This is a genomic window from Mesorhizobium sp. P2_F5 (assembly GCF_056403715.1).
The window spans coordinates 46,925-58,298 of the sequence record NZ_JBFUEY010000023.1 but is presented as its reverse complement, the minus strand read 5'-3'; the positions used below and the strand labels follow the sequence as shown (position 1 = coordinate 58,298).

General features: G+C 64.0%; 12 protein-coding genes. 3 read left to right on the top strand and 9 right to left on the bottom strand.

From position 1 onward, the window contains the following. Positions 1 to 64 precede the first annotated feature (64 nt). Positions 65 to 1,069 (top strand): Bug family tripartite tricarboxylate transporter substrate binding protein, encoded by a 1,005-nt coding sequence (locus tag AC1DYO_RS26420; protein ID WP_477267357.1) that lies wholly within the window; start codon positions 65 to 67, stop codon positions 1,067 to 1,069. Positions 1,070 to 1,074: 5 nt separating this feature from the next. On the opposite strand, the gene AC1DYO_RS26415 is transcribed toward AC1DYO_RS26420, so the two are convergent. From AC1DYO_RS26415 to AC1DYO_RS26385, 7 genes are all read right to left on the bottom strand, one after another. Then, positions 1,075 to 2,547 (bottom strand): class I adenylate-forming enzyme family protein, encoded by a 1,473-nt coding sequence (locus AC1DYO_RS26415; protein ID WP_477267356.1) that lies wholly within the window; start codon positions 2,545 to 2,547, stop codon positions 1,075 to 1,077. Next, positions 2,548 to 3,606, bottom strand: a complete 1,059-nt coding sequence (locus tag AC1DYO_RS26410) for a thioesterase domain-containing protein (RefSeq protein ID WP_477267355.1) — start codon at positions 3,604 to 3,606, stop codon at positions 2,548 to 2,550. Positions 3,607 to 3,707: 101 nt separating this feature from the next. Continuing rightward, a complete protein-coding gene (locus AC1DYO_RS26405; protein WP_477267354.1) occupies positions 3,708 to 4,526 on the bottom strand; it encodes an inositol monophosphatase family protein in 819 nt (272 codons plus the stop codon). An 82-nt stretch (positions 4,527 to 4,608) separates the two neighbouring features. Continuing rightward, entirely contained in the window at positions 4,609 to 5,607 is a 999-nt protein-coding gene (locus AC1DYO_RS26400; RefSeq protein WP_477267353.1) for an LLM class flavin-dependent oxidoreductase, read from the bottom strand. Positions 5,608 to 5,612: 5 nt separating this feature from the next. Next, positions 5,613 to 6,440: an arylamine N-acetyltransferase family protein gene (locus AC1DYO_RS26395; RefSeq protein WP_477267352.1), complete on the bottom strand. Its 828-nt coding sequence runs from the start codon at positions 6,438 to 6,440 to the stop codon at positions 5,613 to 5,615. A gap of 81 nt (positions 6,441 to 6,521) precedes the next feature. After that, positions 6,522 to 7,691 carry an AI-2E family transporter gene (locus AC1DYO_RS26390; RefSeq protein ID WP_477267376.1) on the bottom strand — a complete coding sequence of 390 codons (1,170 nt, stop codon included), beginning with the start codon at positions 7,689 to 7,691 and terminating at the stop codon, positions 6,522 to 6,524. Between the two features lie 112 nt (positions 7,692 to 7,803). Then, positions 7,804 to 8,865, bottom strand: a complete 1,062-nt coding sequence (locus AC1DYO_RS26385) for an LLM class flavin-dependent oxidoreductase (protein ID WP_477267351.1) — start codon at positions 8,863 to 8,865, stop codon at positions 7,804 to 7,806. A gap of 324 nt (positions 8,866 to 9,189) precedes the next feature. Between AC1DYO_RS26385 and AC1DYO_RS26380 the strand changes: the two genes are divergently transcribed. Further along, positions 9,190 to 9,618 (top strand): DUF6481 family protein, encoded by a 429-nt coding sequence (locus AC1DYO_RS26380; RefSeq protein WP_181059857.1) that lies wholly within the window; start codon positions 9,190 to 9,192, stop codon positions 9,616 to 9,618. Positions 9,619 to 9,696: 78 nt separating this feature from the next. Here AC1DYO_RS26380 and sugE read toward each other — a convergent pair whose 3' ends face one another. Both sugE and AC1DYO_RS26370 read right to left on the bottom strand, forming a co-directional pair. Continuing rightward, entirely contained in the window at positions 9,697 to 10,011 is a 315-nt protein-coding gene (sugE, locus tag AC1DYO_RS26375) for a quaternary ammonium compound efflux SMR transporter SugE (protein WP_181059856.1), read from the bottom strand. Between the two features lie 193 nt (positions 10,012 to 10,204). Then, positions 10,205 to 10,330 carry a hypothetical protein gene (locus AC1DYO_RS26370; RefSeq protein WP_477267350.1) on the bottom strand — a complete coding sequence of 42 codons (126 nt, stop codon included), beginning with the start codon at positions 10,328 to 10,330 and terminating at the stop codon, positions 10,205 to 10,207. Positions 10,331 to 10,543: 213 nt separating this feature from the next. Here AC1DYO_RS26370 and AC1DYO_RS26365 point away from each other — a divergent pair, with 213 nt between their 5' ends. Beyond that, on the top strand, positions 10,544 to 11,353 hold the full coding sequence (locus tag AC1DYO_RS26365) for a transglutaminase-like domain-containing protein (RefSeq protein WP_477267349.1): 810 nt from the start codon (positions 10,544 to 10,546) through the stop codon (positions 11,351 to 11,353). Positions 11,354 to 11,374: the final 21 nt, after the last annotated feature.

Here is an 11,374-nt window from a genome sequence, read left to right as displayed (position 1 = left end):
GAGCGGTGCTTCCCATCGTTTTCGCCGCCGCTATGATATTGGCGGGTTCTCTCGGGGGTACGACATGAACTGTCCGACGGTTGCGCGGCTGCCGCGCGTTTTTCTTCTTGGCTTTGTCTGGATTCTCGCCGCCTTGACGGCAGCGCAAGCCGTCGAGTTCAAGACGGTCATCATCAAGGTCGGCTATGGCGCGGGCGGTAACTACGATCTGTCGTCGCGTCTTATCGCCAGGCATCTCGGCCGCTTCCTGCCTGGTCACCCCGATATCATTGTCCAGAACGTGCCCGGCGGCGGCAGTCTCAAGCTGACCAAGATGATGCTGGGCAGCGAGCCCGCCGATGGCAGCGTCATCGCCTCGGTCAGCGAAGCCATGCCGTTTGCTCCGACATTCGATCCGGCCAACGCCAATTTCGATCCACTCACCATGCAATGGATCGGCGCGCTGTCGTCGGAGCCTTGCCTGTGCGTGACCACCAAGGCATCCGGCATCGACACGGTGGAAAAATTCCTGACCCAGGAGTTCCTGATCGGAGCCTCCGGCAAGAACAGCCTGAGCTACATCGCCGCCGCCATGGTGAAGAACGGCCTGCACGGCAAATTCGGCATCGTCACCGGTTTCGAGGGATCGGCCGATGTCCTCGTCGCTGCCCAGCGCGGTGAAGTCGCCGGCCTCTGTGCGCTGCCCTATTACGGCATCGCCGACAAGCTCGACCAGTTCAACATCCTCGGCACGATCGGCCCGGGCGCAGTCACAGCAGTGCCGACCCTTCCGCGTTTTTCCGAGCGGATCAAGGACCCGCTGATGCGCCAGGCGGCTGAGTTCATCGAATTCTCGCGCGGTTTCTATCTGCCTTTGATGGCGCCGCCCGGCATTCCACGCGACACGCTCGACGCTTTGCGCAAGGCCTATGTCGACATGAGCAAGGATCCGGATTTCCTGGCCGATGCCGCTAAAATGGGCGGCATCACCGTCGACATCACGCCGGGCGAGGAGATAGCCGCGCAGGTAGCGCAGGAGCTCAAGGCGGAGCCGGCGGTGTTCGAGGCAGCCAGAAACCTTTTGAAGTAAAAACGCTATTGTTTGGCGGCAGCCGACGACAGCGTCTCGACAAGGCGGCGGCGCAGCAGCTTGCCATTGTCGCTGTAGGGCAGCGAATTCACCAGCCGGACCTCGCGCGGCCGCCGGTCGGGCGATATGTTGGCGCGCAGAAAGGCCTCGAACTCGGCCACGCTTGCCTGGTCGGCGACGATGAAGGCGGCAATCTCCTGGCCCATCGTCGCGTCGGGAAAGCCGGCGACCGCGACATCCCTGACCTTGGGATGGGTGCGGATCAGCTTCTCCAGCTCCTGCGGCGCGACATTGACGCCGCCGCGCACGATCATGTCGGCCTCGCGGTCGACGATGGTCAGGAAGCCGTCCTCGTCTACAAAGCCGATGTCGCCCGGAATGCCCCAGCCGGCGCCCATCACCTTGGGGTCGACGAACGGCTTGTTGCCCGCCGACACCACCGCCGAAACCATGGTCGACGTCCAGGCCTTGATCAGTCCGCTCTCGCCCTTGCCGAGCACGCGCCCGTCCGCATCGAGAATTTCGACACGCACATCGGCAAACGGACGCCCCGCAGTGCTGGGCTTGGCCAGCACATCGGCACCTGACAGCGTCGTGATGCCGCCGGTCAGGCTCGACGCATAATTTATGCGATATCCCGGCGAAAGATTGCGGTAGGCGGCCAGCTTATCTTCGACGGTTGCCGGTCCGCCGATGCTGAAAAGCACCGCAAGGTCCGGCAGCAGCCGGGTCGAGCGTTCGCCCACTTCGCGCACCAGCCGCGTGATCACCGGCGGCGGCAATGCCGATCCGCTGGCCTGGAACGACAGCAAACCCTCGATCAGCTCCGACGGCGTGAACAGCGGCGGAAAGAAGTTGATCGTCCCGCCATAACGCAGATAGCTGAACACCTGATGGCGCGTTGCCGAATAGGACATCACCATCGGGGTCAGCAGGCGCATGACCGTGCCGGTCAGCCCGCGCCGGTGCCCCGTCACGCGCCCGGCAAGCGCCTCATGCGATTGCAGATAGCCTTTTGGGTCGCCGGTCGTGCCGGACGAGAACATCAGGAAGGCCGGATTGCTGTCGTCGCCAACCAGGCCGGAATAGGGCGTGGGCGAGATGTGCTTCCAATCCTGCTGGAAGGCGACGCCCGGATAGACATCGTCACCCGGCGGGCTGCGGCTTTCGAGGATCAGCCTCAGGACGAAGTCGCGCGCAAGCTGCGCCCGCTGGCTGCGCGGCGCGCGAAAGTCGAGGATCGAAGGTGTGGCGCCGAGCTTCCAGCAGGCCAGGATCGACAGCACGACGTCGATATTGCCGACCATGGCCAGGCCGACGCGATCGCCGGAGCGAATGCCCAATTCTGCGAAATTGGCGGCAAGATGGTTTGTCTGCGCCAAGGCCTGCGCGTAGGTGATCTGGTCGCGGCCGCTGACCATCGCCACGCGGTCGCCATGGCCGGCGAAGGCAGCCAGCACGTCGCGGCCAAAACCCATCTAGCGGACCGGCATTCCAGCCGGCGCAGCGGCGCGCCTGGCATCGAGGAAGGCAATGATGGCGGCGTCGATCGCGTCCATGTTGGCGGCGCGGAACTTGTCATGCGTGCCCGGCATGACAACCGTTTCCACCCGCGTTTTCTCGCTCGCCCAGTCCTTGTATTGCTCGACCGTGGTGGCGCTCCATTCCGAGCTGGCGATGACCAGCATGTCGCACGGGTAGGACGACGGTGAAAAACCCGCGGCCGCGCGCACCAGCATGCTCTTGAAGGCCTTCTGCCTGGTGTGGCGCCCGAGCCTGGACTGCCCAAGTCCGACCGCCGCGAGGCTGTCGCGCAACAGCCGCCAGTAGATGACCTTGCGGGTGATCTGGCGCCGCCTTTGCGCGGTCATGCGGTTGTCCGCCATCGGTTTCAGCCAGGCCGAACCCAGCGGCGGCGGATCGATCAGCAGCAGGGCCGGTCGCTCGCCGGTCGCCTCATGCGTCAATCGCCCGACCTCAATCGCCAGCAGCCCGCCGAGGCAGATGCCGCCGATGACGCGCGGATGCTGGCCGGTGGCTGAGCTTAAGCCGTCGAAATAATTGGCGCTGATCTCCTCGACGCTGTCATAGGGCGTCTCGCCGGGCTCAAGCCCCATGCCGCGCACGGCGATGATGGAATAGCGCTGCTTCAGCGCCTTGCCGAAACGGTTGGCGAACAGCGCCGAACCGGAAATGCCATGAATCATGGCGATCGGCTCCTGGCCGCGGCTGCCGGAAACCTGCACCGCCAGCCGCCGCGCCGGGTGCTCGGGCAATTGCAAAGCGATCAGCCTGCCGAATTCGCGCGGCGTCGGCGCTTCCAGCAGCACCGAGGTCTGCAGCTTCACGCCGAAGCGGTTCTGCACGCCAAGAACAACCGTTTCAGCGGCCAGCGAATCGCCGCCGAGATCGAAGAAATTGTCGTCGAGGCCGACCGAGGTCAGCTGCAGCTCTTGTGCAAAGATGCCGGCAATCGCCTGTGCAGGCCCGCTGCCCGACGCGATCCGGTCAGGCCGGAGGGTGTTATGCATGTTCATCGGCAAGCCCTTGAACCGATGGAATTGCCGCTGGCGGCAACAGGGCATCCCCCTGAATGCCTGTCCGCTTTTAACCCACAGCCTATGCGTTGAACAGTGGCCTATCCCTGCGCAGTAGTACCGGCAGGCGCGGGTCCGAAGGCCTGCGCGCACAGCGCCTGCAGTTTTGGAAAGACATGGCTACCGCCGGCAATCACCTGTGTTCCCTCGGCAAGCACGGTCTTGGGGTCCGGCTTCAAGACGGTGCCGCCGGCCTCTTCCACCAAAAGCATGCCGGCCAGGCAGTCCCACGCATTCATGTGTTCCTCGACATAGCCGAGCAGCCGCCCGGACGCCGCATAGGCCAGCATCAGTGCGCCCGATGCGTTGCGAAAGAAGACACCGCCTTCCGCCATGATCAGGCCGACGAGCACGGCGACATGGCTGGTCTCCGCACGGTTCGACAGCCCTGTCCCGACCGAGCCTTCCCCGAGCCCGGCGGTGCTGGCCTTGATCGGCCGGCCGTTGACGAAGGCGCCGCCGCCGCGACGGCCGTGGAAGGTCTCGCCGGTCGACGGCTCGTGGATGACGCCGACCACGGCCTCGCCGTCTTTGGCGCAGGCGATCACCACGCACCAGGCCGGAATGCCGCGCACGAAATTCGCCGTGCCGTCGATCGGATCGATGACCCAGACATGGCCCGTCGATCCCGCAACCGCGTCATGCTCCTCGCCAACGATGCCATCCTGCGGATAGGCGGCGGCGATCGCCGCGCGAATGAACAGTTCCACCTCGCGGTCGCCATCCGAAACCAGGTCCTGATGGCCTTTGCTCTCGATGGTCAGGTTTTCGAGGTCGCGGAAGTATTTCAGGCCGAGTTCGCCGGCGCGGCGCGCCAGATCGATGGCAAAATGCATGCGCTGGTCGAGATCATGGGTCACGGGAAGGCTCTTGGCTGAGAAAGGCGACTCTTGGCTGAGGAAGGCGCCTGCCCTTAGCAGACGCACATGTCAGCCAAAAGCGTCACGCGGCCTGCGACAGCGATTTATGCGCCTCGGCCAGGATCTCGAACGAGCGCACCCGTGCCGCGTGGTCGAAAATCTGCGCCGTCACCATCAGCTCGTCGGCGCCGGTACGGCGCACGAAGGCGTCGATGCCTTGCCGAACGGTTTCGGGCGAACCGACGACGGCGCAGGACAGCGCCTGCGAAAGCATGGTTTTGGCCATCGGCTCCAAGGTCTGGTCATAGCCTTCGACCGGCGGCGGCAAGCGGCCCGGCCGCCCGGTGCGCAGGTTGACGAAAGCCTGTTGCAGCGAGGTGAACAGCAGTTTTGCCTCGGCATCGGAGGGTGCGGCAAAGACGTTGAGCCCGAGCATGACATAGGGCTTGTCCAGCTGTTCCGACGGCTGGAAGCGTGAGCGGTAGATCTCCAGCGCATGGTCGAGCTCGGCCGGCGCGAAATGCGAAGCGAACGCATAGGGCAGGCCAAGCATGGCGGCGAGCTGCGCACCGTAAAGGCTGGAGCCGAGGATCCAGACCGGCACTTTCTGGCCTTCGCCGGGCACGGCGCGGATGCGCTGGCCCTCTTCGGCCGGCTGGAAATAGCCCATCAGCTCGACGACATCCTGGGGGAAATTGTCTGACGCCTCGAGGTTGCGGCGCAGCGCGCGCGCCGTGCCCATGTCGGTACCGGGCGCACGGCCGAGGCCGAGATCGATGCGGCCGGGGTGCAGTGCGGCCAGCGTGCCGAACTGCTCGGCGATCACCAGCGGCGCATGGTTGGGCAGCATGATGCCGCCGGCGCCGACGCGGATGGTTTTGGTGCCGCCGGCGACATGGGCGATGACGACAGCGGTCGCCGCACTGGCGATGCCCGGCATGTTGTGGTGCTCGGCCAGCCAGTAGCGTTTGTAGCCGAGACGCTCGGCATGGCGGGCAAGGTCGAGCGAATTGGCCAGCGATTGCGAGGCGTTGCTGCCTTCGACGATCGGCGACAGGTCGAGTACGGAAAGAGCGGTCATGGGCTTCAAGCCTTTACGATGTTCAGCTGCCTGACCTTGGTTTCGAAGGCGGCGCGGTCGGGGATGATGATGTCGAGCTGGCTTTCCAGGATGTCGGCGAATTCGGTGGCCGTTGCGATCTCGTGCTGCTCGCTGCGGCCGCCGACATGATGCGTCGACAGCCGGTTGTTGCGCAGCGCATAGCGCCGGTCGGGCAAGGCGCGCGCCGCGACGACGGAGGACAGGAAGTGCGAGCTCGGATGGGTCAACAGGAAATGATTGGCAACCGCATAGTCGACCTCATAGGCCGGCTGCATGTCGAAGCGGTGGAGTGTCTGCCAGTCGCCGCCGACATTAGCCTGCACCCGGAAATTACCTGATGTCTCGATGATGCGGAACGTTTCGTGCGGGGTCTGTTGTTCGAGGCCCGGCTCGAGCAATAGCGGCGCGGTCATCGTCAGGCCGCCAAAGCCGACATCGGCAATGTAGGTCCCGCCGTCGAGCTCGATCCGCAACAGCATGTGGCTGCGCGCGGTAATGGCGTCCTCCGGCTGACCCCTCAGAACCCGCGCGGCGAGGCCGCTGACCTCAAATCCCAGCGCCTTCAGCGCATGCATGAAAATCAGATTGTGTTCGAAGCAGTAGCCGCCACGGCGGCGCGCGAAAATCTTGTCCTGCAGCGAAGCGAGATCGAGCTTCACCGCGATGCCCAGCAACGGATCCATATTCTCGAACGGGATCGCTTGCGGGTGCTGCCGGTGCAGGGACGTCAGCGTGGCCAGCGACGCATCGATCGGACCGCGATAACCAATGCGGGCGAAATAGGCGTCGAGGTTGAAGGAAGCGTCGTTCATGGCAGGGTCCGGCTTGACCGGCTCGATATAGGCACTCCATCGGAAGACGACAAACAAGAGACGACAAGCAAATACCGGCCTCTACGCCTTGGCCTTGCCGGTCTCCTCGACAGCGTCCTCTTCCACCACCACCGTCTGCTGGGCGGCGAGGAAGTTGCCGACATGGCTGAGGCCGTCGAAATGGTCGCAGAACACCTTGATGACGACCAGCAGCGGCACCGCCATCAGCGCGCCGACAAAGCCCCACAGCCAGGACCAGAAGGCGATGGCGATGAAGATCGCCACCGCGTTGATCTCCAGCCGCCGGCCGACCACCATCGGCGTCACGAACTGGCCTTCGACGATGTCGCACAACAAAACGAAGGCGGGCGCCAGCAGCGCGTAGGAGATCGAATCGAAACTGATCAGCGCAATGACGCTGACCAGCACGATGGTGATCAGCGCGCCGACATAGGGCAGGAAATTGAGCAGCGCCGCCATCGTTCCCCAGACCAGCGGGTTGGGCATACCGAGCCCCCACAGGCCGAGGCCGATCACCGTGCCGAGGCCGACATTGATGACGGCGACGGTGAGCAGATAGTTCGAGATTTCGCGCTCGACGTCGTAGACGACGCGCAGCGCCCGCTTCTTTTCGCTGAGCCTGGCGAAGGACTGGATGATCTTTTCGTAAAACATCGTGCCGGACGCCAGCAGAAACAGCGACAAAACGAAGATGATGGTGATCGAGGTGCCGGCCGACAGGATGTTGCCGGCAGCCGACGACAGCATGCCGGACTGCGCCACCGCAACCTTCTGAACGTCAGGTTCCTGCGAGGTCTCGGCCAGCCCTTCCAGCTCATGCGCGATCTGCATGATCCTCTCGAACGGGCGGCGGAACTGCGCCATCCGCTCGCTCAGCTGTTGGCCGATCGCCGAAGTGTTGTTGATGAGGTCGATGACCGGGCCGCTGAGCAGATAGCCGGCGGTGGCAAAGATGCAGACCGACAGCACCACCAGCAATGTCGCCGACACCACTTCGGGCACGCCATGCTTGCGCAGGAAGCGCACGATCGGCGTCAGCGTGAGCGTCAACAGGAAGGCGAGGATGACCGGCATGAAGAAAGCGCGGGCGAAATACAGCGCGTAGATTGCCATGAACAGGAAGATGCCGACAAGCAGCGACCGCATCAGATGCGTATCCGCGCGGGCAGCAACGCGCGGGTCGGGGCTTTCGGCGGCGCCTGCGCCCGAAGCTGTGTGGTCGGCTTTCATCATGCTCCCCTCACGGGCAGCACCGCAATTGGCGCTGCCCGTCGACGGAAACGTCCAGTCGGCTTCAAGGTTCCGTTAGCCGGCAGGCCGCCAGATGCGTGCCTGCCGGGGATCAGGCGGCTGGGGCCGTCACCGCCGGTACGGCCTTCGCCGTTTCCTTGCGCACGATCGGCGCCACCTTGGTGCCGTAGAGCTCGATCGCCTTCATGATCTTGGCGTGCGCCATGGTGCCGATCGCCATCTGCAGCAGGAAGCGGTCGTTGTTGAAGATCTTGTGCTGGGCGACGATCTTTTCCGCCACCTGCTCGGGATTGCCGACGAACAATGCGCCGTTTGGGCCACGCGACTGGTCGAAATGCGCCCGCGATGTCGGCCCCCAGCCGCGCTCGCGGCCGATGCGGTTCATCACTTCGGCCTGCGGGCCGTAGAAATCGTCGGCCGCCTGCTCCGTCGTTTCGGCGATGAAACCGTGCACATTGATGCTGGCGGCGAGCGCCTTTGGGTCTGTACCGGCCCGCTTGGCGGCCTCGCGATAAATGTCGAACAGCGGCGCGAACCGCGCCGGCTCGCCGCCGATGATGGCCAGCGCCAGCGGCAGGCCGAGCACGCCCGCGCGGGCGGCCGATTGCGGCGTCCCACCTATTGCGATCCAGATCGGCAGTTTGTCCTGCAACGGGCGCGGGTAAACGCCGCGGTCATTGATCGGCGGCCGCAGATTGCCGGACCAGCTGACCTTCACATTGTCGCGGATCGCCAGCAGCAGGTCGAGCTTTTCGGCGAACAGCTCGTCATAGTCTTCGAGATTGTAGCCGAACAGCGGGAAGGATTCGATGAACGAGCCTCGCCCGGCCATGATCTCGGCCCGGCCGCCCGACAGGAGGTCGAGCGTCGCGAACTGCTGGAAGACGCGCACCGGATCGTCGGAGGACAAAACAGTGACCGCGCTGGTCAGCTTGATGCGTTTGGTGCGTTCGGCGGCGGCTGCAAGCGCCACCACCGGCGCCGAAGCGGCATAGTCGGGGCGGTGATGTTCGCCCAGACCAAAGACATCGAGGCCGACCTGGTCGGCCAGCTCGACCTCTTCGATCAGGTTGCGCAGCCGCTCATGCGGGCCGATCGCGCCGGGTCCGGGCTCCGGGCTGACGTCGGCAAAAGTGTAGAGACCGAGTTCCATGATCTGTCATCCAATGGTTGGGTTTCGCGGCTATGCATGTCGCTCAAAAGTGGTCACGGTTTTGAGAGAACGACATGCACAGAACAAAGGACCTAAAGCGCGAACGCGCTTTAGAGGTAGCGACCGAGCCGCTCCGCCGCCAGAGGGGCGGATGGTGAACAGTGCATGTCGGTTTCAGCCAGCTTCTGTCGGCGTCAGTTCCGGGAAAGCGCGTCTCTTGGCTGCAACAGCATAGAATTTCATGGCTGGCATTCCGTTTTGGCGCTTGAACTCTCGGTTTTCACGCGTATGTAAGCGTCGCGAATTGACTTCAGGGAAGTGGACTTGGCTATCTACAGGGAAAAAGACATTTTCGAGCGGCGCAATGCCGCGAACGAGGCAAAGAAGGCGCTTCTGGAGCGCTTCAAGTCAAAGCCGGCGGCTGATGATCCTGCGGTTCTGGCCAAACAGGCCGAACGCAAGGCGATTCTGGCGGCTCGCGAAATACGCGAGGCCGAAAAGGCCAGGCTGAAGCAGGAAAAGCTGGCACGCGAGGCGGTCGAGAAGGCCGAGCGCGAGGCAGCAGCCGAAGCGGCGCGTATTGCGGCCGAAGAGGCGGCGCAGGCTGAAGCGAAGATCAAGGAAGCCGAAGAGAACGAGCGCATCGCCCGTTTGCTGGCCGACGAAGCCGAACGCAAGGCCAAGCGCGACGCACGCTATGCGGCGCGCAAGCAGCGCACCGGCAGGACGCCTCCGGGCTTCTCCGCCCGCTAACCGCTTCGATCGAAACGATCGGACATCAGGGTCGCCCTCAAGCGGCCCTGAACGCATTTGCCTTGGAACTTCTGCCTCTCAAGCGGCGAGCTTCAGCCCCATAATGCCGCAGACGATGAGCGCGATGCAGCCCAGCCGGATCGCGGTTGCCGGCTCGCCCAGCAGCCAGATGCCGAGCAGCGCCGTACCGACCGTGCCAATGCCGGTCCACACCGCATAGGCGGTGCCGACGGGCAGCGTCTTCAGCGCCAGGCCGAGCAGGCCCAGGCTGACGATCATCGAGGCGACGGTGAGCACCGTCGGCAGCGGCTTCGAGAAGCCGTCGGTATATTTGAGGCCGATCGCCCAGCCGATCTCGAACAGGCCGGCGAAAAACAGAAAAATCCACGACATCGGGATGCGCTCCATTCCATGAGGATGGCGGGTCGTCCCGGCCGGTTTTTCGGGGAAGGCGCGAGGTCGTCCTCGCCGCCTCGATATGGGGGCTTCGCCTGCCCGATCAACAAAACACCGGCAGCATTGTCCATGCCGCCGGTGTCAAAATCTGCGCCGAAACGGTTTACCCGGACTTCAAAGGTCCCCGGGCTTACTTTTCCTTGAGCCTCATCGCCTTGACGGGCGGCGCCTTGAGCGCCGGAACCGCGGCGGGCTTCTTGGCGTCCTTCTTCGGCTTGCGGGCTTCCTTGCCCGCCTTCATCGCACCTTTAGCCATGATTCGGTCCTCCAATTGGTGGGACGCCGAGTGAAACAAGAGAAACGCCCGACTGCAAGAGGGCGAGTGCCTGTCGCCGGCGCCAGCGGCCTGCTTTCAACCGGTTTCTAATTTGCTCGTAAACCATGCCGGTCCGTGCCATGGTTGTCTTCGCACTGCAGCATCGGCCATGCCTTCGCCCGGCGATGATCAGGCAGTCCGGTCAGGACGACAATGCGAATCCGCATCGGCAGCGAGATGAGTTTCGATTTTCCGCAGGAAACGCCGCTGATCGCGATGCTCAACGTCCACTATTCCAGAGCCTCCGATCTCGAGCGCCCAGACTTCCTCACTTCCAACCCGCCGGTGCCGATCCAGAGCTACCGCGACAGTTTCGGCAACTGGTGCAACCGCTTCGTCGCCCCGCCCGGCCGCTTTACCTTCGGCACCGATTCCGTGATCCGCGACCCCGGCACCTTCGAGATGGGGGACCTGATGGCCTGGCAGCACGAGGTCCGCGACCTGCCGTCGGACACACTGCTGTTCCTATTGCCGAGCCGCTTTTGCGAGAGCGACCTGCTGGCCAGCGAAGCCTGGCGGCTGTTCGGCAACACCCCGCTCGGCATTGCCCGCGTCCAGGCGGTCTGCGACTTCGTCCACAACCACATCGTCTTCAGCTATGGCAATGCGCGGCCGACGCGGACCGCGGCCGAAGCCTATCGCGAGCAAAGCGGCGTCTGCCGCGACTTTGCCCACCTCGCCGTCACCTTCTGCCGTGCGCTCAACATCCCGACGCGCTACTGCACCGGCTACATCAGCGACATCGGCCTGCCGAAACCCTGGGCGAGCATGGATTTCGCCGCATGGATGGAGGTCTATCTCGGCGGTCGCTGGCATGTCTTCGATCCGCGTAACAATTCCCCGCGCATCGGCCGCATCCTGATCGCCTCTGGTCGCGACGCCGCCGACGTGCCGCTGACCCATATCTTTGGGCCGGGCACGCTGGCCGGCTTCAAGGTGTGGACGGACGAGATCATCGAATAGGGCGCCTTTTCCTCTAGCAAG

Bases quoted from the DNA above. Each gene is read 5' to 3' on its own strand.
- AC1DYO_RS26420 (WP_477267357.1), top strand. From the start codon at position 65: ATGAACTGTCCGACGGTTGCGCGGCTGCCGCGCGTTTTTCTTCTTGGC.
- AC1DYO_RS26415 (WP_477267356.1), bottom strand. From the start codon at position 2,547: ATGGGTTTTGGCCGCGACGTGCTGGCTGCCTTCGCCGGCCATGGCGAC.
- AC1DYO_RS26410 (WP_477267355.1), bottom strand. From the start codon at position 3,606: ATGAACATGCATAACACCCTCCGGCCTGACCGGATCGCGTCGGGCAGC.
- AC1DYO_RS26400 (WP_477267353.1), bottom strand. From the start codon at position 5,607: ATGACCGCTCTTTCCGTACTCGACCTGTCGCCGATCGTCGAAGGCAGC.
- AC1DYO_RS26395 (WP_477267352.1), bottom strand. From the start codon at position 6,440: ATGAACGACGCTTCCTTCAACCTCGACGCCTATTTCGCCCGCATTGGT.
- AC1DYO_RS26390 (WP_477267376.1), bottom strand. From the start codon at position 7,691: ATGAAAGCCGACCACACAGCTTCGGGCGCAGGCGCCGCCGAAAGCCCC.
- AC1DYO_RS26385 (WP_477267351.1), bottom strand. From the start codon at position 8,865: ATGGAACTCGGTCTCTACACTTTTGCCGACGTCAGCCCGGAGCCCGGA.
- sugE (WP_181059856.1), bottom strand. From the start codon at position 10,011: ATGTCGTGGATTTTTCTGTTTTTCGCCGGCCTGTTCGAGATCGGCTGG.
- AC1DYO_RS26370 (WP_477267350.1), bottom strand. From the start codon at position 10,330: ATGGCTAAAGGTGCGATGAAGGCGGGCAAGGAAGCCCGCAAGCCGAAG.
- AC1DYO_RS26365 (WP_477267349.1), top strand. From the start codon at position 10,544: ATGCGAATCCGCATCGGCAGCGAGATGAGTTTCGATTTTCCGCAGGAA.